The 26,813-nt window shown below is 72.5% G+C and carries 24 protein-coding genes; 12 read left to right on the top strand and 12 right to left on the bottom strand.

What is annotated here, in order from left to right; translation table 11 throughout:
* Positions 1-22 precede the first annotated feature (22 nt).
* Positions 23-1,153, bottom strand: a complete 1,131-nt coding sequence (locus CXY01_RS01220; RefSeq protein ID WP_146925237.1) for a DUF4192 domain-containing protein — start codon at positions 1,151-1,153, stop codon at positions 23-25.
* Positions 1,154-1,275: 122 nt separating this feature from the next.
* Here CXY01_RS01220 and CXY01_RS01215 point away from each other — a divergent pair, with 122 nt between their 5' ends.
* Both CXY01_RS01215 and CXY01_RS01210 read left to right on the top strand, forming a co-directional pair.
* Positions 1,276-1,830: a hypothetical protein gene (locus tag CXY01_RS01215; protein ID WP_146925236.1), complete on the top strand. Its 555-nt coding sequence runs from the start codon at positions 1,276-1,278 to the stop codon at positions 1,828-1,830.
* Between the two features lie 9 nt (positions 1,831-1,839).
* Complete coding sequence (locus CXY01_RS01210) at positions 1,840-2,961, top strand: polyprenyl synthetase family protein (protein WP_246124910.1); 1,122 nt, start codon at positions 1,840-1,842, stop codon at positions 2,959-2,961.
* 35 nt (positions 2,962-2,996) lie between these two features.
* Here the strand turns inward: CXY01_RS01210 and CXY01_RS01205 are convergent, their stop codons facing one another.
* Positions 2,997-3,410 (bottom strand): Rv2175c family DNA-binding protein, encoded by a 414-nt coding sequence (locus CXY01_RS01205; RefSeq protein WP_146925235.1) that lies wholly within the window; start codon positions 3,408-3,410, stop codon positions 2,997-2,999.
* A 144-nt stretch (positions 3,411-3,554) separates the two neighbouring features.
* Here CXY01_RS01205 and CXY01_RS01200 point away from each other — a divergent pair, with 144 nt between their 5' ends.
* Positions 3,555-4,700, top strand: coding sequence for a LysM peptidoglycan-binding domain-containing protein (locus CXY01_RS01200; RefSeq protein WP_146925234.1), 1,146 nt, complete (start codon positions 3,555-3,557; stop codon positions 4,698-4,700).
* Positions 4,701-4,748: 48 nt separating this feature from the next.
* The gene (gene pknB, locus CXY01_RS01195) at positions 4,749-6,779 is read left to right on the top strand and encodes a Stk1 family PASTA domain-containing Ser/Thr kinase (RefSeq protein WP_146925233.1); all 2,031 of its coding nucleotides are present in this window, start codon (positions 4,749-4,751) and stop codon (positions 6,777-6,779) included.
* A 67-nt stretch (positions 6,780-6,846) separates the two neighbouring features.
* On the opposite strand, the gene CXY01_RS01190 is transcribed toward pknB, so the two are convergent.
* From CXY01_RS01190 to CXY01_RS01180, 3 genes are all read right to left on the bottom strand, one after another.
* Complete coding sequence (locus CXY01_RS01190) at positions 6,847-8,199, bottom strand: class II 3-deoxy-7-phosphoheptulonate synthase (protein ID WP_146925232.1); 1,353 nt, start codon at positions 8,197-8,199, stop codon at positions 6,847-6,849.
* A complete protein-coding gene (locus CXY01_RS01185) occupies positions 8,196-9,416 on the bottom strand; it encodes a pyrophosphate--fructose-6-phosphate 1-phosphotransferase (RefSeq protein WP_146925231.1) in 1,221 nt (406 codons plus the stop codon). Before CXY01_RS01185 ends, CXY01_RS01190 begins: the two co-directional genes overlap by 4 nt.
* Before the next feature lie 80 nt (positions 9,417-9,496).
* Positions 9,497-10,297 carry a lysophospholipid acyltransferase family protein gene (locus CXY01_RS01180; RefSeq protein ID WP_246124908.1) on the bottom strand — a complete coding sequence of 267 codons (801 nt, stop codon included), beginning with the start codon at positions 10,295-10,297 and terminating at the stop codon, positions 9,497-9,499.
* Positions 10,298-10,430: 133 nt separating this feature from the next.
* Here CXY01_RS01180 and CXY01_RS01175 point away from each other — a divergent pair, with 133 nt between their 5' ends.
* Positions 10,431-11,057 (top strand): hypothetical protein, encoded by a 627-nt coding sequence (locus CXY01_RS01175; protein WP_146925230.1) that lies wholly within the window; start codon positions 10,431-10,433, stop codon positions 11,055-11,057.
* A 36-nt stretch (positions 11,058-11,093) separates the two neighbouring features.
* On the opposite strand, the gene CXY01_RS01170 is transcribed toward CXY01_RS01175, so the two are convergent.
* A complete protein-coding gene (locus CXY01_RS01170) occupies positions 11,094-12,041 on the bottom strand; it encodes an ROK family glucokinase (protein WP_146925229.1) in 948 nt (315 codons plus the stop codon).
* A gap of 209 nt (positions 12,042-12,250) precedes the next feature.
* Between CXY01_RS01170 and CXY01_RS01165 the strand changes: the two genes are divergently transcribed.
* Complete coding sequence (locus CXY01_RS01165; RefSeq protein ID WP_146925228.1) at positions 12,251-14,065, top strand: AMP-dependent synthetase/ligase; 1,815 nt, start codon at positions 12,251-12,253, stop codon at positions 14,063-14,065.
* 4 nt (positions 14,066-14,069) lie between these two features.
* Here the strand turns inward: CXY01_RS01165 and CXY01_RS01160 are convergent, their stop codons facing one another.
* From CXY01_RS01160 to CXY01_RS01145, 4 genes are all read right to left on the bottom strand, one after another.
* The gene (locus tag CXY01_RS01160) at positions 14,070-14,324 is read right to left on the bottom strand and encodes a hypothetical protein (RefSeq protein WP_146925227.1); all 255 of its coding nucleotides are present in this window, start codon (positions 14,322-14,324) and stop codon (positions 14,070-14,072) included.
* A gap of 35 nt (positions 14,325-14,359) precedes the next feature.
* Positions 14,360-15,664, bottom strand: coding sequence for an NYN domain-containing protein (locus tag CXY01_RS01155; RefSeq protein WP_146925226.1), 1,305 nt, complete (start codon positions 15,662-15,664; stop codon positions 14,360-14,362).
* Positions 15,665-15,754: 90 nt separating this feature from the next.
* A complete protein-coding gene (locus CXY01_RS01150; RefSeq protein WP_146925225.1) occupies positions 15,755-17,251 on the bottom strand; it encodes a S1 family peptidase in 1,497 nt (498 codons plus the stop codon).
* 102 nt (positions 17,252-17,353) lie between these two features.
* Positions 17,354-18,292, bottom strand: a complete 939-nt coding sequence (locus CXY01_RS01145) for a LysR family transcriptional regulator (RefSeq protein WP_146925224.1) — start codon at positions 18,290-18,292, stop codon at positions 17,354-17,356.
* A gap of 97 nt (positions 18,293-18,389) precedes the next feature.
* On the opposite strand from CXY01_RS01145, the gene CXY01_RS01140 reads away from it, so the two are divergent.
* Both CXY01_RS01140 and CXY01_RS01135 read left to right on the top strand, forming a co-directional pair.
* Positions 18,390-20,315: a DEDD exonuclease domain-containing protein gene (locus tag CXY01_RS01140; RefSeq protein ID WP_146925223.1), complete on the top strand. Its 1,926-nt coding sequence runs from the start codon at positions 18,390-18,392 to the stop codon at positions 20,313-20,315.
* A gap of 8 nt (positions 20,316-20,323) precedes the next feature.
* Positions 20,324-20,605, top strand: a complete 282-nt coding sequence (locus CXY01_RS01135; RefSeq protein ID WP_146925222.1) for an Lrp/AsnC family transcriptional regulator — start codon at positions 20,324-20,326, stop codon at positions 20,603-20,605.
* Positions 20,606-20,680: 75 nt separating this feature from the next.
* On the opposite strand, the gene trpD is transcribed toward CXY01_RS01135, so the two are convergent.
* Together trpD and CXY01_RS01125 are read right to left on the bottom strand one after the other, a co-directional pair.
* Entirely contained in the window at positions 20,681-21,748 is a 1,068-nt protein-coding gene (gene trpD / locus CXY01_RS01130; RefSeq protein ID WP_146925221.1) for an anthranilate phosphoribosyltransferase, read from the bottom strand.
* Positions 21,745-22,176 (bottom strand): response regulator transcription factor, encoded by a 432-nt coding sequence (locus tag CXY01_RS01125; protein ID WP_146925220.1) that lies wholly within the window; start codon positions 22,174-22,176, stop codon positions 21,745-21,747. The genes trpD and CXY01_RS01125 overlap by 4 nt, the downstream gene beginning before the upstream one ends.
* Positions 22,177-22,476: 300 nt before the next feature.
* Here CXY01_RS01125 and ctaE point away from each other — a divergent pair, with 300 nt between their 5' ends.
* The 4 genes from ctaE to qcrB all read left to right on the top strand — a co-directional run bounded on the left by ctaE (position 22,477) and on the right by qcrB (position 26,762).
* Positions 22,477-23,124 carry an aa3-type cytochrome oxidase subunit III gene (ctaE, locus tag CXY01_RS01120; RefSeq protein WP_146925533.1) on the top strand — a complete coding sequence of 216 codons (648 nt, stop codon included), beginning with the start codon at positions 22,477-22,479 and terminating at the stop codon, positions 23,122-23,124.
* 67 nt (positions 23,125-23,191) lie between these two features.
* Positions 23,192-23,977 (top strand): cytochrome bc1 complex diheme cytochrome c subunit, encoded by a 786-nt coding sequence (qcrC, locus tag CXY01_RS01115; protein ID WP_146925219.1) that lies wholly within the window; start codon positions 23,192-23,194, stop codon positions 23,975-23,977.
* On the top strand, positions 23,974-25,014 hold the full coding sequence (gene qcrA, locus CXY01_RS01110; protein WP_146925218.1) for a cytochrome bc1 complex Rieske iron-sulfur subunit: 1,041 nt from the start codon (positions 23,974-23,976) through the stop codon (positions 25,012-25,014). Before qcrC ends, qcrA begins: the two co-directional genes overlap by 4 nt.
* Positions 25,011-26,762 (top strand): cytochrome bc1 complex cytochrome b subunit, encoded by a 1,752-nt coding sequence (qcrB, locus tag CXY01_RS01105; protein WP_146925217.1) that lies wholly within the window; start codon positions 25,011-25,013, stop codon positions 26,760-26,762. Before qcrA ends, qcrB begins: the two co-directional genes overlap by 4 nt.
* Positions 26,763-26,813: the final 51 nt, after the last annotated feature.

The raw sequence follows: 26,813 nt of genomic DNA, 5'->3' as shown, positions 1-26,813 counted from the left end.
CGGGGCGGGATCTCCGCGCAGGTCAGTCGGTGTGTCGGACCCATCCGGGCGGGACGGCCGCCGTCAACGCGTCGTCCAGCAGCTCCGCCAGGTGGTGCTCCGGGTCCGCGTCGAGCGCCGCGTCCAGCAGCAGCCGCGCCCGCGCGCCGTCACCTCGCCACCACGACAGCAGCGCCAGGAGAGTGAGGGCAGGGGCCTGTGCACCGGCCCTCCCCCGGGCCACGACGGCCTCGAGGACCGCCTCGTGCACCGCGCTGGCGCGGACGGGAGGCACCACGCCGCGGCTCGGGTCGAGGATCAGGGCCATCGCCGCGCACATCGCCGCGTCCAGCTCCGGGGTCGACGGCACGGTGCGGACGCATCGCTCGGGCAGGTCGGCGGTACCCGGGACCAGCGCGACCAGCACGCCGTCGCGCACGGCACGGTCGGCCAGACCCGCCTCGATGCGCCCCCACGGCGTCCCGCCGGGACCGGGCGGACCGGCCTCCACGATCGCCACCGCGTCCCGCCATGCCGCGAGGGAGTCCTCGCGCCAGCGGACCACGGCGTCCGCGCCGGCGACCTGAGCCTCCTCCCACCGGAGCTGCCACCGTCGCCGGACGCGCGCGGCGGACCGGCGGACGTCCCCGCTCTCCGGGCGGATCCGGGCGATGTCCTCCCGCGAGTCGGCGACCGCGGACCCCGCCAGCACGAGGGTCGCACCCACCTGGGTCGAGTCGAGGTCGCGCAGGGGCCTGCCGCCCGGCGGGCAGCAGTCCTCCACGCAGTCGAGGGACAGGTAGCCCGTGGCCGTCACCACCCACACCTGCACCTCGCCGAGCGCGTCATCGGCAGCCTCGCGGACGTGCTGGGCGGCGAGCTGCGCGCCGCCCTCCTCGTCGCGCGGGTCGTGGTCGGTGTAGAGCACGAGGATGCCGCGCCGGGCCCCGTCGCGTCCGAGATGGGCGACGAGCGTCCGTGCGAGCAGGGGGCCGTCGACCTCGTCGGCGAGGTGCGGCAGGTCCACACGCACGACGAGGCCGACCTCTCCCCGCGGGGGCCGAAGGCTCACGGCGACCGCACTGTCCCGCGGCCGGAAGCCGAGCCGATGAGGGACGAGCGCGAGGATCTCCCGGGGTTCGCTCACCCGGAGCGTGGTGGTTGTGGTCTGCATGGCGCCAGCCCACCCGACCGGCGAACGACCCGGACCACCGCTCGGCGGATCTGTGCACGCCGTCGCCGGGCGAGGGGGATGTGGGCGTCTCGGTGCGGTGCGCGTACGGCTACCCTGTCGCGATGCCCCGTCCTGCGCCCTCCTGCGTGCGCGCGCGGTCCGGCCTCGCCGCCACCGTCGTCGCGCTGGCCGTCGGCGTGTCCGCGGCAGCCTGCTCGACGAGCGCCCCGGGCCAGGCCTCCCCCACCGGGAGCGCCGTCGCGGTGGCCACGGCCGAGCCGACCCCCTCGGAGACGCTGCTGCCCGAGGCGGGCACGGACGCGCACTCCGCGGTCGGCGAGCTCGTCGCCGGCTTCCCCGCCACGCTCATCCCGGTGCCGGACGGTGCCGAGGTGCTCCTCTCGTCGGCCTCCCCCGTCGACGGCACCGACCTCACGGAGGTCAGCCTCAACCTGCGGACGGCCCAGGACACCGCGGGCCTGCTCGAGGCGGTCCGCGCGCCGCTCGTCGCAGCCGGCTTCGCCGAGAACGTCCTCCCCGCCGCCGAGGCAGGACTGGCCGCGCAGTCCACGTTCTCGCGCGGCGACGGCTCCGAGCTGCTCGTCGTCGGCGTCCTGGAGCGTGCCGACGAGCGGACCCTGACGCTCGGTGGGCGGGTCCGCGCGACCGCGCCGTAGGCTGCCCGCGTGAGCCCAACCAGCCCGTCGCTCGTCGACGTCGAGGATGTCCGGTCCCGCATCGACGAGCTGCTGACCAGGCACGTCGCCCAGCTGCGCTCGATGCTGGCAGCAGCGAGCGACGACGCGGACGTCCTCGCCGACGCGGTGGCCCAGATCCTGACGGGCGGCAAGCGCCTGCGGGCGGCGTTCTGCTACTGGTCCTGGCGCGCGCACGGGGGCCAGGCCGGGACCGCCGAGGCGGACGCCGTGCTGCGCGTGGGCGCAGCGCTCGAGCTCTTCCAGGCGGCCGCGCTGTTCCACGACGACGTGATGGACGACTCCGACACCCGTCGTGGCTTCCCCGCCGCGCACCGGGCGTTCGCGTCGCTGCACACCCAGCACGGTCTGACCGGTGACCCCGAGCGCTTCGGCATGTCCGCCGCGATCCTGCTCGGCGACCTGACCCTGATCGCGAGCGAGCAGGAGTTCGCGGGCGCCCTCGCCCTGCAGCCGCTCGCGCGGGCCGAGCGCACACGAGCCGTGTTCGACCTCATGCGGACGGAGGTCACCGTCGGGCAGTACCTGGACGTGCTGGCGCAGGCGTTGCCCTGGGGCGACGACCCGACCGCCGACGAGGCGCGCGCCCGCGAGGTCATCCGTGCGAAGGCCGCGCGGTACAGCGTCGAGCACCCGATCGTCCTCGGTGCCTCGCTCGCCGACGCCGACGAGGCTGAGCTCGAGGTCTGCCGGGCGCTCGGCCTCCCGCTCGGTGAGGCGTTCCAGCTCCGTGACGACCTGCTCGGGGTGTTCGGCGACCCGCAGACGACGGGCAAGCCCGCCGGGGACGACCTGCGCGAGGGCAAGCGGACGATCCTGACGGCCCGAGCCGTGGCCCGTGCCCGGGCGGCGTCCGACGAGGCCACCGTCGAGCTGCTGCGCACCCGTCTGGGCGACGGCGCGCTCACGGACGCCGACGTCACCACCCTCGCCACGGCCATCGGAGCCACCGGCGCCCCCGACGACGTGGAGGCGCTCATCGAGGACCTGGCCGGCAAGGCCTTCGCGCTCATGCACGAGCGCCCGTGGACAGAGCCGGCCCGCACGCAGCTGATCGGGCTCGCGCACGCGGCGGTCGACCGGCACGCCTGAACGTCCCGGGTCGCGCGACCCGGTCGACGCCCGCCTCAGAGCTCGGCTGCCGCCCGCCGCCGGATCTCGGTCTTGCGGCCCGTGCGCAGTGCCTCGATCGGTGTGCCGGGCAGGGAGTCGTCCGGCGTGAAGAGCCACTCGATCGCCGCCTCGTCCGAGAATCCCGCGTCGGACAGGACCGTCAGCGTGCCCTGCAGCGAGGCCAGGACGGTCCACGGCTCGTCCGCGGTGGGCGTGGTGGGCTGAGCCGGGTTGGCGAGGTGGCCCGGCACGAGGAACGCGGCCGGGACCATGAAGATGCGCGGGTCGCCGCGGCGGACGCCGATGATGCGGCGCTCCTGCACCAGCCGACGCACCTTCGAGGCGTCGAGGCCGAGCCGGTCGGCGACGTCAGGGACGGTGAGCCACTCGTCGACCAGGCGGTCGAGGGTCTGTGCGGAATCGTTCACCCGACAAGAGTACGCATCGATGAATTACACCTGCGCAATTCCCCCGCGCGCTTTCCCCGTCTTCCATATTCGGATACGTTCGCATTCTGTCACTCCAGTCACACGGGCACCATCCGTTCACTTTCGCACCACGAGGTAGGCACCATGTCGCAGCACCACGCCACCGCCCGCCGCCTCGCCACCGGGACCGGGGCCACGCTCGCCCTGGCCGTCGTCGGTGTGACCGCGACCGCAGGCACGGCCCAGGCCGACGACTCGTACACGGTCCGCACCGGTGACACCGTCAGCCACATCGCCACGCGCACCGGGACCACGGTGACGGCGATCGCCCGCGCCAACGCCCTGGCGGACGCGTCCCGGATCCGCATCGGTCAGGTGCTGACCATCCCGAGCGCGTCGACCGCGGCAGCTCCCGCGCCGGCCGCGGCGCCCGCACCTGCCGCGTACACGGTCGTCCCCGGTGACACCGTCAGCCGCATCGCCGCGAAGCACGGCACGACGGTGGCCGCGGTGGTCGCCGCCAACGGGCTCGACTCCCGCGCGTTCATCCGCATCGGGCAGTCGCTCACCATCCCGGGTGCCGCCGCGACGACAGCCGCCCCCGCCCCGGCAGCCGCCGCACCCGCGTCCGGCTCCGTCTCGCACACGGTGCGCTCAGGGGAGACCGTCACGGGCATCGCCGCCCAGCACGGCGCCACCGTCGCCGCCGTGGTGGCCGCCAACGGGCTGGACTCGCGCGCGTTCATCCGGATCGGCCAGACGCTGACCGTCCCCGTCGCTGCGGCCGCGGCAGCGCCGACCGCCACGGTGGGCAACACGTTCGCCGGACGCACCTACGCCGACTCGGTCGTGGCCGCTGCCAACGCGAACCTCGCCGCGCTGCGCAGCGCGCCGACGCCGACCAAGGCGCAGATGCAGGCCAAGATCGTCGCCACGGCGCGCGCGATGGGCGTCGACCCCTCCCTCGCCCAGGCGGTCGCCTTCCAGGAGTCCGGGTTCAACCACGCCGTCGTCTCCCCCGCCAACGCGATCGGCACCATGCAGGTCATCCCGACGTCCGGGCAGTGGGCGTCCGAGCTCGTGGGCCGTCCGCTCAACCTCGTCGACCCGGACGACAACGTCACCGCGGGCGTCGCCATCCTGCGCGCCCTCGTCGGCAACGCCCCGGACCTGCCCACGGCCATCGCGGGGTACTACCAGGGCGCCTCGTCCGTGAAGAGGAACGGGATGTTCGCGGACACCCGGCGCTACGTCGCCAACGTCCAGACGCACATGACGCGCTTCGCCTGAGGCCCTGCCTGCCGCGTCCGCGGCACCCGCGACCGTAGACTCCGTGGCGTGGGAGCCACTATCACCGATCCGTTCGTCGGCCGCCTGGTCGACAGCCGGTACGAGGTCGTGTCCCGCATCGCCCGTGGCGGCATGGCCACCGTCTACCTCGCCGTCGACCGGCGCCTGGACCGGGACGTCGCCCTGAAGGTGATGCACGCCCACCTGGCCGAGGGCACGTCCGGATCCGACTTCGTCGCGCGGTTCCGGCGCGAGGCCAGGACCGCCGCCCGCCTCACGCACCCCGGCCTCGTCGCCGTGTACGACCAGGGTGTCGACGGCGAGACCAGCTACCTGACCATGGAGTACATCGACGGCTGCAACCTGCGCCGGCACATCGGCGAGCGCGGGGCGCTGACCGTCGACGACGCGCTGCGCATCGGGGAGCGCGTGCTGGACGCGCTGGCCGCCGCGCACCGGGTCGGCCTGGTGCACCGGGACATCAAGCCGGAGAACGTGCTGCTCGCGTCGGACGGTCGCGTGAAGCTGGCGGACTTCGGGCTGGCCCGTGCGGTCACCGAGGTCACGTCCACCACGACGGGAACCGTCCTCGGCACCGTCGCCTACCTCGCCCCCGAGCTGGTCGTCCGTGGCGTCAGCGACGCCCGCACCGACGTCTACGCCTGCGGGATCCTGCTGTACGAGATGCTCACGGGGCGCCAGCCGTTCACGGGCGAGACGCCGATCCAGGTGGCGTTCCAGCACGTCAACAACGACGTCCCGGCTCCGTCGGAGCTGGTCAGCTGGCTGCCCATCGAGATCGACGACACCGTGCGTGCGCTCGCCGCGCGCGATCCCGACGACCGGCCGATCGACGCCGCGGCCGCCCTCGCGCTGCTGCGACGCACCCGCGCCGCCCTCGACGACGAGACCCTGGCACGCCACGCCGACGTCGCTCCCTCCATCGTGCTGCCGACGGCGACCGACCCGGACGAGACCGACCTCGACGCGGACGGTGACCAGCCGGACGTCGACGAGACCGACGAGCCCGTCGAGGAGACCGCGACGGTCGACGCCGCCGAGACCACCCTCATCGAGACCGGGGACGCCCGCGGCACGACGGTCGCCCTGCCGATCGGGCTCGGTGTCGGCGTCGAGGTGCTCACGTCTCCCCCGGCCGAGCCGCCGCCGAACCGCCACCGCGCCCGCTGGGCCGTCCTGCTCGTCGCCCTCGCCGCGGTCGTCGCCGGCGGCATCTGGTGGTTCCTCCAGGTCGGGCCTGGCGCCTACACGACGGTCCCGACGATCATCGGGCAGGACGAGGCCGAGGCGACCGCGATCCTCGACAGGGCGGGCCTCGCTGCCGAGCCGTCCTCCGCGTTCGACGGCGAGGCGCCGGCGGGCGAGGTCTTCGCGACGGACCCCGGCCAGGGCGAGCGCATCCGCAAGGACGGGACCGTCGCGTTCACGATCTCGAAGGGGCCCGACTACGTGGCGTTCCCCGGCGGGATCGTGGGCGCGTCGCAGACCGACGCCGAGGCGGCGCTCGTCGCAGCGGGCCTCACGGCCACCTACGCCGACCCCGAGTACAGCGACACGGTCCCGGACACCGCGGTCATCAGCGCGACGCTCCCGGACGGGAGCGCCGTCGAGGACGGTGCGCAGACGATCCGGGGCACCGAGGTCCGGCTCACGGTGTCCAAGGGCCCGGAGCCGGTCACCATCACGTCCGTCGTCGGGATGACCGTCGCGGACGCCACCGGTCAGCTCGAGCCGGACAACCTCACGCTCGCGCCGACCGAGGTCTTCAGCGACACCGTCGCCGCCGGCCTGATCGTCGAGCAGAGCCCGGTCGCCGGTGCCGAGGGCCACCGCGGGGACACGATCGCGGTCAACGTCTCCAAGGGCCCCGAGAACGTCGAGATGCCCAACGTGGTCAGCAAGCAGTTCGACGCCGCCAAGACCCAGCTGGAGAAGCTCGGCCTCGTCGTGAAGCGTGAGAACGTGCTCGGCGGCTTCTTCGGCACCGTCCGGGAGCAGAGCGCACCGGCGGGGCAGCCGGTGAAGGTCGGCTCGGAGATCATCCTCACGGTCGTCTGACCGCTGCCCCGACAGCGCTGCCGCCCTGCCCGCGTCAGCGGATCAGGACGGCAGCGTCGTCAGGTGCTCAGGAGGCGCGGAGCAGCTCGACCACCTGGAAGGCCATCTCCAGCGACTGCTGGTGGTTCAGCCGAGGGTCGACGAGCGTCTCGTACCGGCGTGCCAGACCCTCGTCGTCGATCTCCTCGGAGCCACCCAGCACCTCGGTGACGTCGTCACCGGTGAGCTCGATGTGCAGCCCGCCGGGCACGGTGCCGAGGCCGCGGTGCACCTCGAAGAAGCCGGCGACCTCGTCCATCACGTCGGAGAAGCGGCGGGTCTTGTAGCCGGACGCGGACGTGATCCCGTTGCCGTGCATCGGGTCGCACACCCAGGTGACCGGCCGGCCGTCGGCCGTCACCTTCTCGACGAGCGCCGGCAGCAGGTCACGGACCTTGCCGGCGCCCATCCGCGTGATGAACGTGATGCGGCCGGCCTCGCCCTGCGGGTTCAGCTTGTCGATGAGCGCGAGCGCGTCGTCGCCGGACGTCGTCGGGCCGAGCTTGATGCCCAGCGGGTTCTGCACGCGCGAGAAGTAGTCGACGTGCGCGCCGTCGAGCTGACGGGTGCGCTCCCCGATCCACACGAAGTGCGCCGAGCAGTCGTACGGCAGCCCGGTGCGCGAGTCGATGCGGGTCAGCGGGCGCTCGTAGTCGAGCAGCAGACCCTCGTGGCTGGAGAAGAAGTCGACGGACCGCAGCGCGTCGAAGTCGGCACCGCACGCCGCCATGAAGCGGATGGCGCGGTCGATCTCCGCCGCGATCTCCTCGTACCGGGAGTACGACGGGTTGGCCATGAAGCCGCGGTTCCACTCGTGCACGCGCAGCAGCGACGCGAAGCCGCCCGTGGTGAACGCCCGGATCAGGTTCAGCGTCGAGGCGGACGTGTGGTACGCCTCGAGCAGCCGCTGCGGGTCGGGCGTACGGGCCTCGGGCGTGAACTCGTAGTCGTTGATGATGTCACCGCGGAACGCCGGCAACGTCACCCCGTCGCGGGTCTCGGTGTCGGAGCTGCGCGGCTTGGCGTACTGCCCGGCCATCCGGCCCATCTTGATGACGGGCAGGCTCGCGCCGTAGGTCAGCACGACGGCCATCTGCAGGATCGTCTTGATCTTGTTGCGGATGTTGTCCGCGGTCGCGGTGCCGAACGTCTCCGCGCAGTCCCCGCCCTGGAGCAGGAACGCCTCGCCGCGACCGGCTGCCGCGAGCTGCGCCCGCAGGTGGTCGGCCTCGCCAGCGAAGACGAGCGGAGGCAGCGTGGACAGGCGGGACGTCACGGCGTCGAGAGCGGTCGCGTCCGGCCACTGCGGCTGCTGGAGCGCCCCCATCGACCGCCAGGCGTCCAGCCCGGCGACGACCTGCGGGTCCGGCTCGACGCTCATGAGTGGCTCGCAGGGACCAGCGGCTGGCCGATGTCCTCGAGCAGCGCACCGAACCACGGCTGCGAGACGTCGAACGCCTTGCCGCCTGCGATGCGGGGGAACTCGATGGCACGCAGCACGTCGCCCTGCTCCTCGTCGTGGCCGATCACACCGGACTCCCCGCGCAGCGCCGACTCGACGGCCAGGTCGGTCATCGACTTGATGAGCCGCAGGTCCTCGGCGTTCGCGGCCGCGGCGCGCGAGTAGTACCCGGACTTCTGCACCATCGTCTTCTCGGCGCCCAGCTTCTCGCCGAACTGCTTGGCGAACCACTGCCCCGGGTTCACGGTGTCCAGCTTCACGTGCCCGAACGGGTCCCGCTCCACAGGCGTGCCGGCGGCCTCGAGCTGCTCGACGATCTCGTGCATGCCCGCGCCCTCGGACAGGAAGATGTTGACGTTGCCCTGCTCGTCCATGACCGCCTTGAGGCGCTCGGCCTCGGCGTCGATGTCGAGCGCGAGCTCGGGCACGAAGACGGCGTGGATGTCCCAGCGCTCGCGCGTCAGACCGATGCCGGGCACCCACTCCTGGGCGTCGAGCCACTTGCGGTACTCGACCGCGGCGGCGGCGGTCAGCCACCCGCAGTGCCGGCCCATGACCTCGTGCACGATGAGCATGCGCGGCCCGGAGCGGTGCTCACCGATGATGTTCGCCGCGAAGCCCGCGGCCTCCTCGGCGGCGGTCCAGGCACCCAGCGACTGCCTGATCGGCACCACGTCGTTGTCGATCGTCTTGGGCAGGCCGACGACGGTGAGGTCGTAGCCGTTCTCGTGCAGGTAGGCGGCGAGGTCCGCGGCCGTCGTGTTCGTGTCGTCGCCACCGATGGTGTGCAGCACGTCGACGCCGTCGGCCTTCAGCTGCTCGGCCGCCACCTGCAGCGGGTCCTGGCCCTCCTGGACCAGGCCGCGCTTCACGCAGTCCTTCGCGTTGGTGAGCTTGACGCGTGAGTTGCCGATCGGCGAGCCGCCGAACTTGTGCAGGATGCCGGCCTTGGCGCGCGTCTCGTCGTCGACGACGACCTTGTCGCCGCGCAGCAGGCCGTAGTACCCGTGCTGGTACGCGATGATCTCGATGTCGGGAGCGATCTCCGTGTACCGCTCGATGAGCCCGCCGACGGCGGACGACAGGCACGGGGCGAAGCCACCTGCGGTCAGGAGGGCGACGCGACGAACCGACATGAGACACACCTCTCGTAGACAACCTTCGGCGCTCCCGCATCGGCGGCGCGCCCAGCGTGCCGGCGCTCAGGCCGACCGCGTCATCCTACTGACGTCCCGGGTTCGTCCTGCGGCGGTACCGGAACCTGGACGTCCGGCACCGGACGCCCGCCCGGAGCGGCCGGCAGGTGGTCGGCCGGGTCGCCGGCGACCGCCGGGTGACCGGTCGCGATCCGGGCCTTCTGCGTCGCCGCGTAGACGTCGACGTACTCCTGGCCCGACAGGCTCATCACCGCGTACATGATCTCGTCGGTGACGGACCGAAGGATGAACCTGTCGTTCTCCATGCCCTTGTAGCGGCTGAAGTCGAGCGGCTCGCCGATCACGACGCCGATGCGCATGACCTTGGGGATCCGTCGGCCGGGGGGCTGCGCCTCGTCCGTGCCGACCATCGCGACCGGGATCACGGGAGCGCCGGACTCCAGCGCCAGACGCGCGATGCCCGTCTTGCCGCGGTACAGCCGGCCGTCGGGGCTGCGCGTGCCCTCCGGGTAGATGCCGAAGAGGTCCCCGTCCGCCAGACGGCGCAGACCCGTCCGCAACGCGGCCTCGCTGGCCTTGCCGCCCCCACGGTCCACGGGGATCGTCCCGACGCCGCGCATGAACCCCGCGGTCAGCCGGCCCTTGATCCCGGCGCCGGTGAAGTACTCCTGCTTGCCGATGAACACGAGCTCACGGTCGAGGACCAGGGGCAGGAAGAACGAGTCGATCACCGCGAGGTGGTTGCTCGCCAGGATGGCAGCACCCTCCTCCGGCACGTTCTCGGCGCCACGCACCCACGGTCGGTAGACCAGGTGCAGCAGCGGGCCCACGAACACCCGCTTCATCAACCAGTAGAACAACGGCTCACCTCTCGACCCGACACACGGACTGTCCGTCCACCCGAGCCTGGCGCTCGCTCCCGACGACCTCCTGCAGCAACCGGGGACGAGCGCGAACCACCCCGACTGCTCGGTCCGACTCTAGAGTGCTCCTATGGCACCTCGCCCTGACGACTCCGACGACGGCGTCCAGCCGACGGGCGCGGACGACCCGCCGCCCTCGTCGGACGCCTCCGGCGAGCTGCCCGATCATGCCGCACCCCCGGAGCCGACCGACGACGAGGTCTGGGCCGCGATCGTCGCCGAGCTGGGCGAGCTCGACGGGTACGGCAGCACCGAGCAGTCCCCGGAGCCCGAGAGCGTCCCGCCGACGGCGGCGAGCACGGAGCCGACCTCGGGCCTGTCCTTCCCCGTCGCGCCGTGGGTCGCGGACCGTCGGGTCATCCGTCCCGCCGCGGACGCGACGCCGGAGCTGAGCGGACGCGACTGGGACGGCACCTCGCAGATCGACGACGCCGAGGCGAGCATCGACGAGGAGGAGCACTTCGTGCCTCCCGACCCGGGCCCCGTCCTGGGCGGCGACCCGCTGCTCACGATGGCGTGGTGCGCCGCCGCGGGGGTGCCGATATTCCTGCTGGTCGTGCTCGTGGTCTGGCGCGACGCCCCGACGGCGCTCGTGCAGGCCGCTGCGGCGCTGTTCGTCGTCGGGGTGGGCGTGCTGCTCTGGCGGATGCCGCACCGGCGGGACCCCGACGACGACGACACCGGCGCGGTGGTCTGACGGGCGCGGGTGAGCGCAGTGATCGGCACCCCGCCGTCAGTCGCGGGCGAGGTCGGCCGCACCGACCAGCCCGGCGTCGTTGCCCATCGCCGCGACGACGATCGAGGCCTCAGGACGGTGGCCTCGGGCCGAGAGCTGTTCGCCGAAGGCCTTGCGCGCTGGGGCGAGAAGCAGGTCCCCGGCGTCCGCGACGCCACCGCCGACGACGATGAGCGCGGGGTCGAGCAGGGCGGTCACGGACGCCGCGCCCTCGCCGACCCACCGGCCGAGCTCGGTGAGCAGCTCGACGGCCAGCGGGTCACCCTCCTGCGCCGCCCTGGTGACCTGCGGACCGGTCAGCTTGTCGGCGTCGCCGCCCGCGAGCTCGAGCAGCCGCGCGGCACGCTCGGGCTGGATGATGACGGTGGCCTGTGCGTCCCGGACCAGGGCGCTGCCCGACGCGTACTGCTCCCAGCAGCCCTCGTGGCCGCAGCCGCAGTAGTGCCCGCCGGGGACGACGCGCATGTGCCCGATCTCGGCGGCCACGCCCCACGCGCCGCGGACGAGCTTGCCGTTGGAGACGATCGCACCGCCCAGACCCGTGCCCACCGTGAGCATGAGCATGTCGTCGACGTCGCGCGCGGCACCGAACCGGAACTCGGCCCAGCCGGCCGCGTTGGCGTCGTTCTCGACGACGATCACGACGTCCTCGTCGCCCAGGATCGCCTGGACCTTCTGGCGCAGCGGGTAGTCCCGCCACGCGATGTTCGGCGCGAAGAGCACGGAGGAACGATCGGCGGACACGAAGCCGGCCGCCGCCACACCGACGGCGCCGATCTCGTACGACCCGCTCAGCTCCAGGTAGACCTCGGCGATCGCCTTGTCGATGCCCGCCACGTCGTCGGGCGACGTGTCGCGGCGCGTCTTGGCAAGGATCGTGCCGTCCTCGTCGACGACGCCGGCAGCGATCTTGGTCCCGCCGATGTCCACACCGATGGCGTGCATGTTCGTGTGTGCTCCTACGTGCTCGTCCCCGTGCTCGCTACCGTCCGGTGCGGGCTCCCACGCTATCCGTCCGTGCGGCCCCGGGCTCACACGTCCGACGACACCGCCATCTGTCCGCCGCAGAGCGTACCCATTCGGGTGCTCGCTGCGCCGGACTGCACGTCCCGTATCCTCAGGGCACACTTCGCCCCTCTGTCACTGGAGCCAGCATGGACGAGTTCCACCTCCCGTTGCGCGTCGAGGTCGACCCCTCGAAGAATCTCAACGACCTGTTCGCCGAGCGCGTCGCCACCACGCCCGACGGGGTCCTCGTCGAGCACAAGACGCAGCAGGACGGTCCCTGGATCCCGCTGACCGCGCGGGAGTTCGACGCCGAGGTCGTCGCCGTCGCCAAGGGCCTCGTCGCCCGTGGCGTGCAGCCGGGTGACCGGGTCGGCATCATGTCGCGCACCCGCTACGAGTGGTCGCTCCTCGACTGGGCCGTCTGGGCCGCCGGCGCCGTCCCGGTCCCGCTCTACGAGACGTCGTCGGCCGAGCAGGTCCTGTGGATCCTCACCGACGCGGACGTCTCGCTCCTCGTCGTCGAGTCCGCCGCGCACGCGGCCGTCGTCGACGAGGTCCGCGCGGACACGCCCCACCTGCGCGAGGTCCTCACCATCGACGACGCAGCGATCGACGCGCTCGTCACGGCGGGTGCCGCGGTGGGCGACGACGAGATCGCACGTCGCCGGGGCCTGGCGTCGCTGACGGACGTCGCGACGATCATCTACACGTCGGGCACCACGGGCCGGCCCAAGGGCGTCGAGCTCTCGCACGGCAACTTCTACGAGCTGACCGTCAACGCCGTCGCGGACCTGCACGAGGTCTTCAGCGAGCCCGGCGCACGCACGCTGCTCTTCATGCCGCTCGCGCACGTCTTCGCGCGGTTCATCGAGGTGCTGTGCATCCCCGCCGGTGCGGTCCTCGGGCACAGCCCCAGCACCGTCACGCTGCTGGAGGACCTCGGCACCTTCCGGCCGACGTTCATCCTCGCGGTCCCCCGCGTCTTCGAGAAGGTCTACAACTCCGCCGAGCAGAAGGCGGCCGCCGCCGGCAAGGGCTCGATCTTCCAGCGCGCCGCCAAGACCTCGATCGTCTACTCGCGTGCCCTCGACAACCCGCGCGGACCCAGCCCCTGGCTCCGCCTGCAGCACAAGGTGGCCGACGCGCTCGTCCTGCACAAGCTCCGCAACGCGCTCGGCGGTCAGGCGCGCTGGGCCGTCTCGGGCGGCGCGCCGCTCGGTGAGCGTCTGGGTCACTTCTACCGCGGCCTCGGCCTGAACGTGCTCGAGGGCTACGGCCTGACCGAGACCACCGCGCCGGCGACGGTCAACCGGCCCGGCCGCGGCACCAAGATCGGCACGGTCGGGCTCCCCCTGCCGGGCAGCGGGGTGCGGATCGCGGCGGACGGCGAGATCGAGCTGCAGGGCGTCCAGGTGTTCCGCGGCTACCACAACAACGACGCGGCGACCGCCGAGGCCATGCACGACGGATGGTTCCGCACGGGTGACCTCGGGTCCCTCGACGACGACGGCTACCTGCGGATCACCGGGCGCAAGAAAGAGATCATCGTCACGGCCGGCGGGAAGAACGTCGCGCCCGCGGTGCTCGAGGACCGTATCCGGGCGCACCCGCTGGTCAGCCAGGTGGTGGTCGTCGGTGACCAGCGCCCGTACATCGGTGCCCTCATCACGCTCGACCCCGAGGGCGTGCCCGGGTGGCTCGCCGCGCACGGCAAGCCGGAGATGACGCTCGCCGAGGCCAGCAAGGACGCCGACGTGCTGGCGTCGCTGGACAAGGCCGTCGAGAAGGCCAACAAGGCGGTGTCCCGCGCGGAGTCGGTGCGCAAGTACCGGATCCTGGACACCGATCTCACCATCGCGAACGGCTACCTGACCCCCAAGCTCAGCATCCGTCGCAACGAGGTGCTGAAGGACTACGCGGGCGAGGTCGACGCCCTCTACGAGGGGCCCGCGCAGGACTGACGGCTCACACCGCGCGCACCAGACGCAGGGGCGGGACGAGACCCGAGGCCGCGAGCACGCCGATGGCGTGCTGCTCCGCGGCGTCGAGCTCGACCGCCCCTGCGGCCGTTCCCGTCGTCGTCGCGGCGGCGTCCCTGCCGGCCGTCGTGGCGTACGACGATGCCGGCGGAGACGCGCGCACCGGGATGGTCAGGAAGGTCACGACGCAGTCCGCGCACGCGGTGGCGGGCGCCCGGCAGGTGTCGCAGTCGATGATCATGCGTCGCACGCTAGCCAGAGGCACCGACAACGACGTCAGAGGCGCTGCAGACGGGCGACCAGCGTGCTCGACGGGACCACCCAGGCGCCCGCGCCCTCGACGTCCCGGGCGACCTCCCGGTCGCTGGTGACCACGACGAGGACCCGTCCCGGCGGCTCCGCCTGGACGAGCCGGCGGATGAGGTCGTCGGCGATCTCCCCCACCGCGAACAGCACCCGGACGCCGCGCGCGTACCCGCCGGGCCCACCGGGCGCCTGCGTCTGGCCCTCCTGGCCGTCGAAGCAGCACGTCACCTCGGCACCGGTGCGGGCAGCGACCCCCGCCAGCCCGTCGACGAGCCGCCGCCGCTGATCGGCCAGGGACAGCTCACCGAACCCCGACTTGGAGACGTTGTAGCCGTCGACCAGCAGGTGCGCCCACGGCTGGCGCAGCAGCTCGTCGAGGAGCGCCGGGTCGTCCACCGAGCGTCCACGCGACCCGGGGCGCACCGCCGGACGCTCGGTCGGCGGGCTGACGAGGTCGGCGGGCAGGTCCGCGACCGGCGGCAGTGCCAGCTCGGAGCGCAGCCCGCTCGCCGCGTCGACGATGGTGTCGAGCAGGAGGCGGACACGGACGTCCGCGAGCTTGCGGGCAGCCCGCAGCTCGGCGCGGGCGGCGGTGCGCTCCGCGTTCGCGGCGCGTCGCTCGTCCACCGCCTGTCGCAGGTCCTCCTGCGCGCGCGACCGCGCGAGCTCGGCGGCGTCGAGCGACGCGCGGGCGTCGTCGGCGGCCCGGCGGCCCTCGCTGCGCGCGCGGTCCGCGTCGGACCGGAGCCGTCGCAGCTCGCGCTGCAGGGCGACGAGCTGGTCCTGGGCGGACCGTGCCTCCTCGCGGGCTGCGGCGGCCTCGGCCCGGAGGCGTTCCGACTCGCCCTGGGCGCGTTCGAGCCGTGCCTGCACCTCCGCCTGCGCCGGGCCCGTCGGATCGGGAGGGTCACCGGCCGGCAGCAGGTCCCGCCACGTGCCGGTCGCGAGGAGCCACGCACCGACGGCCGCCGGCAGGGACGGCGTCGCCGGTTCCGTGGCGTCCGCCGCGACGGCTGCAGCGAGCTCCGGGTGGGACTGCGCCCACGCCCGAGCGACTCGTGCCCGGAACGCGTCGTCCTGCAGCGCCGTCCACAGCGGTCCGGCGCCGGCCGTGGCGCGGCGTCGGGGTGCGAACCTGTGCACCGCGCGCAGCGTCGGGGGCACCTCGGCCGGTTCGGCGGAGCCCAGCACGTCGGCGGCGACCTGCACCAGCGCGACCCGCAGAGCGGCCGGCACCTCACCGGCGTCGTCGCCGGTCCCGCCCGCACCACCCATGCCCTGCACCCTAGGTCGCCCCACGGCATGACGCGGCCCGACGGCCACCCCGGCGAGGGTGAGCGTCGGGCCGCGCCCGTCACCGTGACGTCAGGGGGTCGTCGCACCCAGGACGTAGGAGCCGGAGCCGGAGTACGCCAGCACGACGTACCGGTAGGTGCCGGACGTGCCGTTGTACGTGATCGACTCGTTGGGCGACGACGTCGTGGCCTGCGCGACCGTCGACCACGTCGACCCGCTCCGCTTCTGCAGGTAGAGGTCGAAGTCGCTGCCCGACGGGCCTGCCAGGCAGAGCCGGATGGTGCCGCTGCGTGTCACGGACACCGACCCACCGGACGGCTGCGCGACCGCCGCGCCGGAGCTCACCGATCCCTGGTACGTGCTCCCGTACCCGGTGCACGCGGTCGTCGGAGGCGGCGTCGTGCCACCACCTCCGGTGGTCAGCGTGAGGCCGTAGGCCGAGAGGATCTCGTTCACCGGCTGGAAGTACGTCGTGCCGCCCGAGGAGCAGTTGCCGGAGCCGCCGGACGTCACGCCCTGCGCCTGGGTGCCCGCGATCAGCGACCCCCCGGAGTCACCCGGCTCGGCGCACACGTTGGTGCGGATGAGCCCGCTGACGGTGCCCTGGGCGTACGTGACGCTCGCGCCGCGGGACTGGATCGTGCCGCAGCGCCAGCCGGTCGTCGACCCCGACCGGCAGACCGCGGCACCGACGGCCGCGTCGGTGGACCCGGCCACGGTCACCCGGCTGCCGTCGTAGCGGTTCACCGCACCGACCGGCGTGTTGCCCGAGGCCGCGCGGACCCAGGCGTAGTCGTTGCCGGGAAAGCTGGACCCGGCGAACGTGCCGCTCGGCGACGTCGTCGTCGCGCCGGACCGTCCGCAGTGGCCGGCGGTCACGAAGCCGCCCGTCACGGCGAACCCGACGGAGCAGCGTGAGCCGCTCCCGATGTAGTACGCGTTGCCGCCCACGATGTCGATGTACGTCTGGGGGGTCTCCTGCGTGGCCTCGAACGACACCGACCCGGCCGGCACGCCGGCGCGCTCGACGAGGGCCTGCGCCGCCGCCTCACCGCCGGCACGCACCGACACCACGACGGAGTTGGTGGCGACGTCCACGTACCAGCTGGGCACCTGGTCGGGGGCGTCGGGGCTCGCCGCGTCGAGCGACGCCTGCCAGCCCTGGAGCTCGGCCAGCGTGTCGTCGACCACGACCGCCTTGGCGCCCGCCGCCTGGACCGCGGCCGCGGCAGCGTCGTCGGCGACACCGACGTACAGCACGTTCTTGGTGGGATCGACCCACGCGCCGGCGAAGGAGGCGCCGAGCCGTCGCTCGAGGGCGTCCTCGATCCCGGCCGCCCGCGCCTGGAACGTCAGCCGGGTGGCTGCGTCGCCTCGGCTGATGCCCAGGTCCCGCTCGAGGGCACCGGCGATCGCAGGGTCGACCTTCTGCTCGATGCCGAGGTCGTGCGGGCTGGTCGATCCGGAGTCGGGTGCTGCGGCAGTCGATCCGACCGCCAGCGGCCCGACGACGAGCGCACCGGCCGCACAGGCCGTGGCTACCGCCCTCCAGGTGTGTCGCGTCATGTCTGTCGTCCCTCCGTCGTCACATCGGCCGGGTAGGCCGGTTGTCACGATAGGGATGACAGCTGTCGAGCACCAGATCACTCCCGGGGCATAGCACCGCGGTTATGCCTTGGCCAACCAGTCGACGAAGCGTGGGCTGCTCCGGCTGACCGCCTCTGCGTGCGCGCCCACCGCGGCATCGACGACGCCCTCGACGGGCAGCGTCGTGCTCTCGTCGTGCCAGCCCACGTGGTGCGCCCACTGCAACGGGACGTCCGCGAGCGGCACGACGGACACGCCCGGGGTGTCCGGGAAGGTGGGCTGCACCAGCGCCACCCCGTGCCCGGCACGCACCAGGTCGACGCACGCCGCCCGGTCGGCCTCGCTCACCTTGCCCGGCGTGAAGCCCGCCCGGGCGCACGCGGTGACGAAGCAGCGCTGGAAGCAGCCCGCTCCGGACACGCCGAACCACTCGGCCTCCGCGAGGTCGGCCAGCGTGACCACGGGCCGCCCCGCGAGCGGGTGCTCGTCGGGGACCAGCAGGAACACGGGATCGGTGCTGACCCGCGACCACCGGACCCCGTCCGCGGCCGGCGGCTCGGCGTTCCCGCACAGGCCGACGAGCGCGACGTCGAGAGCGCCCGACGCCAGCTGGTCCGTGACGCCCTCGACGTCGGGCAGGGTCACGCTCGTCACCTCGACCTCGAGCTCGGAGATCAGCCGGTTGACGAACAGGCCACCGAGCGCGGTGCTCGCGGTGCCCACCCGCACCGAGCGCGTCCGCACGTCGGCACCGGCCACGAACCGGTGCGCGTCCTCGACCAGCGCCGACATCGCAGGGAGCAGCACCTTGGCCCGGCCGAGGACGAACTCGCCCAGCGCCGTCGGGCGCGCCCCGCGCTGGTCGCGCGTGAACACCGCGGCGCCGAACGTCTTGTCGATCCGGTTGAGCTGGGCCGTCAGCGCCGGCTGCGTGAGCCCGAGGGCGATCGCCGCGCGCGTCACCGAGCCCTGCTCGGCGACCGTGACGATGAGACGCAGGTGACGCAGCTCGAGCTCCATCGGTCGAAACTATCGACCTGCGGTGCTGCCCCGCGCGGGGGCGACGCACCGCGCGGAGATCCCGGTCGTGTCGGTGGGCGTGGGTAGCGTCCCCGTCATGTCGACCGTCCGCCCCCTGCGCCCCGTGCGGGCGGACGCCGTCCCCCACCCGGTCGGCCGTCCGGTCCAGCTCAGCCTGGACGATCTGGGGACGCCGCTGTCCGACGTGACGTTCGTCGTCGTGGACCTGGAGACCACCGGCGGCACCCCCGCGGACTGCGCGATCACCGAGATCGGGGCGGTCAAGGTGCGCGGCGGTGAGGTGCTCGGCGAGTTCCAGACGCTCGTGGACCCCGGCGGACCGGTCCCGCCGTTCATCCAGGTGCTCACCGGGATCACCACCACGATGCTCATCGGCGCCCCGCCCATCGAGCAGGTGCTGCCCAGCTTCCTCGAGTTCTCGCGCGGGGCCGTGCTCGTCGCGCACAACGCCCCGTTCGACATCGGCTTCCTCAAGGCCGCAGCGGCACGGACGGGCCACGCCTGGCAGGGCAACCACGTCGTCGACACCGTCCGGCTCGCCCGCCGCGTCGTCACCCGGGACGAGGCACCGAACCACAAGCTCTCCACCCTCGCCGGCCTGTTCCACGCCACCGTCACGCCCAACCACCGGGCACTGTCGGACGCGCGGGCGACCGTCGACGTGCTGCACGCCCTCCTGTCGCGGCTCGCCCCGCTCGGCGTCACGCACCTGGAGGACCTCGCCACCGCGACGGACCCCGTGCCGCAGGACGTCCGCCGCAAGCGCACCCTGGCCGACGGGCTGCCGGACAGCCCCGGCGTGTACCTGTTCCGCGGGCCCGGCGACGAGGTGCTGTACGTCGGCACGTCGACCACGTCCCTGCGCCAGCGCGTGCGGTCCTACTTCACGTCCGCCGAGAAGCGCACCCGGATGATCGAGATGGTCCGGGTCGCGCACCGGGTCGACCCGATCCCGTGCGCCACCCCTCTCGAGGCGCGGATCCGCGAGCTGCGGCTCATCGCCGCGCACTCCCCGCGGTACAACCGCCGCTCCCGGTTCCCCGAGCGCATGCCGTGGGTCCGGCTCACCTCGGAGCCGTACCCGCGCCTGTCCGTGGTCCGCGAGGTCAAGGACGAGGACGGAGCCACCTACATCGGCCCGTTCCCCTCCGCGTCCACCGCGCAGCTGGCCGTCGAAGCTCTCCACGAGAGCTTTCCCATCCGCCAGTGCACCCGCCGGCTCCCCCTGGTCGCTCTCGCGGGCTCCTCCGCGTGCGTGCTCGCCGAGCTCGGCCGGTGCGGGGCCCCCTGCACCGGCCACCAGAGCGCGCCGGACTACTCCGCCGTCGTGGACCGTGTCCGCCACGCGATGCTCGCGGACGCGGCGCCCGTGGTCGAGGCCCACGCCGACCGGATCGCCTGGCTCGCGGCGCAGGAGCGGTTCGAGGAGGCCGCGACCGTCCGGGACCGACTCGGCGGGTTCCTCCGGGGTGCGGCCCGGGCCCAGCGCTTCGCGCCGCTCGCCGCGTGCCCGGAGCTGGTCGCCGCGCGCCGCTGCGACGACGGCGGCTGGGAGATCGTGCTGGTGCGGTACGGACGCCTCGCCGGCACCGCTCGCGTCGACCGTCGCACCGACCCCCGCCCGACCATCGCGACCCTGCAGTCCACCGGCGAGCAGGTCGAGCCCGCCGTGGCACCCGCGACGGCGGCTCACCCGGAGGAGACGGACCTGATCCTCGCGTGGCTCGAGAAGCCTGGCGTGCGGCTCGTCGCCGTCGACGTGCCGTGGGCGTACCCGGTGCGGTCGGCCCAGGCGCTCGGCGACCCCGCCGCGGCCGTGGCCACCGTCGTCCGTCCGCGCCTCGCCACCGACGAGGACGGCCGGGTCGTCCAGCTCGTGCCGGCGTCGGACGGCGCCCCCGGGGAGCGCGAGCTCGACATCGCGGAAGCACGGCCGGTGACGCTCGACCTGGACGACGCGCGGGTCATCCCGCTCAGCGCCCGCCCACCGCGCACGGCATGATGACGAGCATGCTGACCGCCATCGTGCTCATCGACTGCGACGCCGCGCGGATCCCGGAGGTCGCTGCCGCGATCGCCGACCTGCCCGGCGTCAGCGAGGTCTACTCCGTGACCGGAGAGGTCGACCTGATCGCCATGGTCCGCGTGCGCGAGCACGACGACCTCGCCGACGTCATCGCGGACAAGGTGAGCAAGATCGAGGGCGTCGCGCGCACCCAGACCTACATCGCGTTCCGCACGTACTCGCAGCACGACCTGGAGCAGGCGTTCGCCCTCGGGCTGGAGGACTGACCTGGAGCGCAGCTCAGGCCGAGGGGCGCGGAGCGTCACTCGGCCGCAGCGGAGCGCAAGGACAGTCCGACGCCGTCAGCGGGCGCTCGCTTCCCGCCATCGCGCCAGTGCCGCGGCCGCTGCCCCGCTGTCCAGCGCAGCGCGCGCATGCTCGCTGCCGGCGGCGAGCCGCTCGACGAGCGTGCCCTCCACGGTGCCGGGCAGGGTGCCGTCCGCGACGAGCGCCGCGGCGGTGTTGAGCACGACCGTCTCGCGCACGGGCCCGGTCTCGCCGTCCAGCAGGCGCCGCGCGACGTCGGCGTTGTAGTCGGCCTTGGCCCCCCGCAGCGACTCGAGCGTGATCCGCGCGACCCCGAGGTCCCGCTGCCAGTCGATGACCGACTCCGCCACCCCGCCGTCCCGGACCTCCCAGATGCGGGTCGGCCCGGTCGGGGCGATCTCGTCCAGTCCGTCCTCACCGCGGAACACGAGCGCGCTGGCTCCGCGCCCGGCGAGCACACCGGCCAGGAGCGGTGCCATCCGCGCCTCGGCGACACCGATCGCGGCGGACCGCGGCTGCGCCGGGTTGGTCAGCGGCCCGAGGAAGTTGAAGGCCGTGCCGATGCCCAGCTCGGTGCGCGCCGCGGCGGTGTGCCGGAACGAGGGGTGGAACACCTGCGCGAAGCAGAAGGTGATCCCGACCTCGGTGGCGAGCGCGGCCACGCGCTCGGGCGGGTGGTCGAGCCGGATGCCGAGCTCCTCGAGCACGTCCGCCGAGCCGGAGGACGACGACGCGGCCCGGTTGCCGTGCTTGACCACCGTGATGCCCGCGCCGGCGATGACGAGGGCGGACATCGTCGAGATGTTGACGGTGTGGGACCGGTCGCCGCCGGTACCGACGATGTCCAGGGTCCGGCCGGGGACGTCGATGCGGACGGCGTGCGCGAGCATCGTGTCGGCCAGTGCCGTGAGCTCGTCGACGGACTCGCCCTTGGTCTTGAGCCCGAGCAGGAACGCGGCGACCTTGGGCGTCGAGGCGGCGCCGCTCATGATCTCGGACATGGCCCACGACGTCTGGTCGATCGAGAGGTCCTGACGCGACGCCAGCGTCGCGAACAGGTCCGGCCACGTGGGCGGGGCCGGTGCGGTGGGGCCGTCCGTCATCGGGTGACGGCCGGGGACTCGACGATCGCCGCGACGGCCGCGTGCAGCTCGACCGGGTCGAGGGGGCGGCTCACGACCGCGTCGGCGTTGGACCAGGACGCGAGCCAGGCGTCCTGCGGGCGCCCGGTGAGGACCAGGGTCGGAGGGCACCGGAAGATCTCGTCCTTGAGCTGACGTGCGAGCCCGAGCCCGCCGACCTTGTCGGCCTCGCCGTCGAGGATCAGGAGGTCCAGGCCACCCGACTCGGCCTGGGCGATGACGGCGGCGGCGGTGGCCACCTCGACCCACTCGATGTCGGGGGCGCCGCGCCGGAGCCGACGGCCGACCGCGAGACGCACCTGCGCCCGGGCGTCCACGTCGTCGCTGTACAGAAGGATCCGCGGGCCGGGGGTGGCGGCTCCTGCGTTCTCGGGCTGCGCCGTGCTCATGGAAGGTCCTCACTCGTCGTCGACGTGCGTCCGTTGGGGATTCTGGCACGGCTCGTCCGGCGGGCGGGGGCAGGACCGCGGACGGGTCGTCCGGACGCATAGCACGCGACGTGCGACGCGCCCGCAGGGCCCGGTCCGACGAACTCGCCGCAGCACGCCCGTGTGCCCTCTGGAGCTGCCCGGATCCGCGTGATCTCCGGGCTCCTCCTCGCGCGCGAGTCGCGGGATCGTGACGGTGTGACATTTCCCTGTGGCCACGCTGAGGGTCCGACGTCCCATGTGCCGGTGTCATCAGCCATAATGGCGATCGTGTCGACCGCAACGGCTGCCCCGCGCACCAGCCCCCACGTGAGCGTCAACCGACCGAACCCCGTGTCGGTAGGGACGATCGTCTGGCTGGCCAGCGAGCTCATGTTCTTCGCCGGCCTCTTCGCCATGTACTTCACGCTGCGTGGCGCAGACCCGGAGGCCTGGGCGGAGAACACGCCCAAGCTCAACATCACGTTCGCCGCGATCAACACGACGGTGCTGGTGCTGTCGTCGGTCACGTGCCAGATGGGCGTGTGGGCCGCGGAGCGCTTCCAGCCCGTGCGCACGGGTTCGCTGTTCCAGGTGAACCGGTGGGGCATGAACGAGTGGATGGCCCTCACCTACCTCATGGGCGCCTTCTTCATCGGCGGCCAGATCTACGAGTACGCCGAGCTCGTCCACGAGGGCCTGACGATCTCGTCGAGCCCGTACGGCTCGGTGTTCTACCTGACGACCGGGTTCCACGGTCTGCACGTCGTCGGCGGTCTGCTCGCCTTCCTGTTCCTGCTCGGCCGCTCGTTCAGCGCCAAGCGGTTCGGCCACCACGAGGCCACCACCGCGATCGTGACGTCGTACTACTGGCACTTCGTCGACGTCGTCTGGATCGCGCTCTTCGCCGTCATCTACCTCTTGAAGTAGCGGCGGTGGGCGCCCCCGCCCGCCGCCCGCAGTCCCTATCCCCCATGTGCGAGACGAGGATCGATCCGTGAAGGCACTCGCAGCCCGCAGGCAGGATCGGCGTGCGCCGATCGTGCTGCTCCTGCTGGCGCTGCTGCTCACCGGTGGCCTGTACGCGGTGCTGGCACCGACGTCGGCCGACGCGGCGCCCGTGCAGGCGAGCACGAACGACATCGCGACCGGCGAGAAGCTGTTCCAGGCCAACTGCGCCTCCTGCCACGGACCGGCCGCGTCCGGCACGGCGAGCGGCCCGTCCCTCATCGGTGTGGGCGCCGCGGCGGTCGACTTCCAGGTCGGCACCGGCCGGATGCCCATGCAGATGAGCGGTCCGCAGGCGTTGCAGAAGCCGGTCCAGTTCGACCAGGAGCAGATCAACGCCCTCGCGGCCTTCGTCGCCTCGCTGGGCGCCGGTCCCGCCATCCCGACCGCGGAGCAGGTCGACCCGGCCCTCGGTGACGTGGCGAACGGCATGCTCATCTTCCGCACCAACTGCGCGATGTGCCACAACGCCGTCGGCGCGGGCGGTGCGCTGTCCCAGGGCAAGTTCGCGCCCAACCTGTGGGAGACCACGCCCACGCACCTGTACGAGGCCATGCTGACCGGCCCGCAGTCGATGCCCGTGTTCAACGACGCGAACATCACTCCCGAGGAGAAGCGCGACATCATCGCGTTCATCGACCAGCAGGGCGGCACGTCCCCCGGTGGGCTCGACCTCGGCTCCCTCGGCCCGGTGAGCGAGGGCCTGTGGGCCTGGGTCGTCGGCATGGGTCTGCTCATCGGCGCAGCAGTCTGGATCGGAGCGAAGTCCTCGTGACCAACCACGACACCGGCCACGAGGCCAGCAACGAGCTCGTCACGCACGAGCCGGGCGCGCTGCCCGACAGGTTCGAGGACCCGGGTCACCCGGAGCACCACGACCGCCTCGGCGACAACGACCCCAAGGCGAACAAGAAGGCCGAGCTGCAGGTCGTCGCGCTCTTCGCCGTCTCCGTGCTCGCCACGATCGGCTTCCTGGTCGCCTACTTCGCCCTCCCGCCCGGTGACACGCCGGAGTCGATGCTCCGGTCGAACCTCGCGCTGGGTCTCGGGCTCGCACTGAGCCTCCTGGGCATCGGCTTCGCCGCCGTCCACTGGGCCAAGGCGCTCATGAACGACCACGAGAAGTCCGAGGACCGGCACCTGCAGCGCAGCTCGGACGAGAACCGCGCTGCCGCGGTCACCGTGCTGAAGGACGGCGCCACCGACTCGGCCATCGGCCGCCGCGGCGTGCTCCAGGGAGCGATGATCTCCGCCCTGGCGCTGTTCCCGCTCGCGATCATCGTGCCGTTCGTGGGCAACACGGGCGGTGACTGGAACGTCTCGAAGTTCAGGCACACGATGTGGAAGAAGGGCACCAAGCTCGCGACGGACCCGACGGGCCGGCCGATCAAGGCCGCCGACGTGACCATCGGCTCGGTGTTCCACGTGATCCCCGAGGACCTCGACCAGGCCGAGCACCCGCTCGACGAGAAGGCCAAGGCCGTCGTCCTGCTCGTTCGTCTCGACCCCGCCGACCTCACCGAGGCCGAGGACCGCAAGGGCTGGTCCTACGACGGGATCGTCGCCTACTCCAAGATCTGCACCCACGTGGGTTGTCCGGTCGCGCTGTACGAGCAGCAGACCCACCACCTCCTCTGCCCGTGCCACCAGTCGACGTTCGACGTGGCGGACGGTGCGAAGGTCGTGTTCGGACCGGCGAAGCGGCCCCTGCCGCAGCTGCCGATCACCGTCGATGACGAGGGCTACCTGATCGCTCAGAGCGACTTCAACGAGCCCGTCGGCCCGAGCTACTGGGAGCGTCTGGCCAGATGACGACCACAGCCACCCCCACCCCCGTCGAGAAGGTCGCCGCTGGAACAGCGGACTACCTCGACCAGCGCACCGGAATCGGGACGTTCGTCAAGACGTTCGCCCGCAAGATCTTCCCGGACCACTGGTCGTTCCTGCTCGGTGAGATCGCCCTGTTCAGCTTCATCACGATCCTGATCTCCGGCGTCTTCCTCACGCTGTTCTTCGTGCCGAGCATGAACGAGGTCCACTACGAGGGCCCCTGGGCCGCCATGAACGGCGTGGAGATGTCCGAGGCGTTCGCCTCGACGCTGCGCCTGTCGTTCGAGGTGCGCGGCGGTCTGCTCATGCGGCAGATCCACCACTGGGCAGCGCTCATCTTCATGGCCGCGATCGTCACGCACATGATGCGCGTGTTCTTCACGGGTGCGTTCCGCAAGCCCCGCGAGGTCAACTGGGTGGTGGGCTTCCTGCTGCTCATCCTCGGCCTGGCGGCGGGCTTCTCGGGCTACTCCCTCCCCGACGACGTCCTGTCGGGCAACGGTCTGCGGATCACCGACGGCGTCGTGCGGTCCATCCCGGTCATCGGCAGCTACACGTCGTACTACATCTTCGGCGGCGAGTTCCCGGGCCAGGACCTCATCCCCCGGCTGTTCACCGTGCACATCCTGCTGGTGCCGGGCATCATCCTGGCGCTCATCGGGCTGCACCTGTTCTTCGTCGTCCTGCACAAGCACACGCAGTACCCGGGCTCCGGCAAGTCCGACAAGAACGTCGTCGGGTACCCGCTGTTCCCGATCTACGTGGCGAAGGCCGGCGGCTACTTCTTCACGGTGTTCGGCATCATCGCGCTCATGGCGGGGACGATGTCGATCAACCCGGTCTGGAACTACGGACCGTACGACCCGTCGCCGATCTCGGCCGGAGCTCAACCGGACTGGTACATGCTGTTCCTCGAGGGATCCCTGCGCCTCATGCCAGGGTTCACCGAGGTCGTGATCGGGCACTACACCCTGTCGCTGAACGTGATCATCCCGGCGATGGTCGTGCCGGGGATCCTGTTCACGCTGCTGGCTGCCTACCCGTTCATCGAGGCCTTCGCGACCGGTGACAAGGGCGAGCACCACGTCCTCGACCGCCCGCGCAACCGTCCGTTCCGGACCGCGTTCGGCGTCTCCATCCTCACGGCGTTCTTCATCCTGGTGCTCGCGGGCTCCAACGACCTGATCGCCACGCACTTCCACATGTCGCTCAACGACATCACCTGGGCGTTCCGCGTCTTGATCTTCCTGGGCCCGTGGTTCGCCTTCTGGGTGACCAAGCGGATCTGCCTCGGCCTCCAGCGCAAGGACCGCGAGCTGGTCCTGCACGGCCACGAGACGGGCCGGATCGTCCGGTTCGCCAACGGTGAGTACATCGAGGTGCACAAGCCCCTGGATGCTCACGAGCGCTGGCTGCGGGTGCAGCACGTCGCGGACCGTCCGCTGGAGATCGAGCCGGCGGAGGACTCGCGCGGTGTCCGCCGCAAGGGCTACGCGCTGGACCGGATGCGTCAGCGCCTGTCGCAGACGTTCTACGAGGACCGCGTCGAGCCCGTGACACCGGCCGAGCTGGCCGCGTCACACTCGCACGGCAGTCACGACGAGATCGAGTCGCGGACCGAGCAGGAGGAGTCGCCGGCCCAGCTGGCGATGGACCCGATCGGTGGCGGCCGCAACCTCGTGGATCCGCAGGATGAGACGGCGCCCGACGGGCGGAATCGCCGATCCTGAGCAAGAGTTGACCGTGGAGTCGGGCGGCTCGCCGTAACGGCGGGCCGCCCG

It is taken from the genome of Cellulomonas xylanilytica, assembly GCF_007989805.1.
In the GTDB taxonomy this organism is placed as follows: domain Bacteria; phylum Actinomycetota; class Actinomycetes; order Actinomycetales; family Cellulomonadaceae; genus Cellulomonas; species Cellulomonas xylanilytica.
Note: the sequence above shows the minus strand (reverse complement) of the source record. Positions and strands in the feature narration are given on the sequence as shown.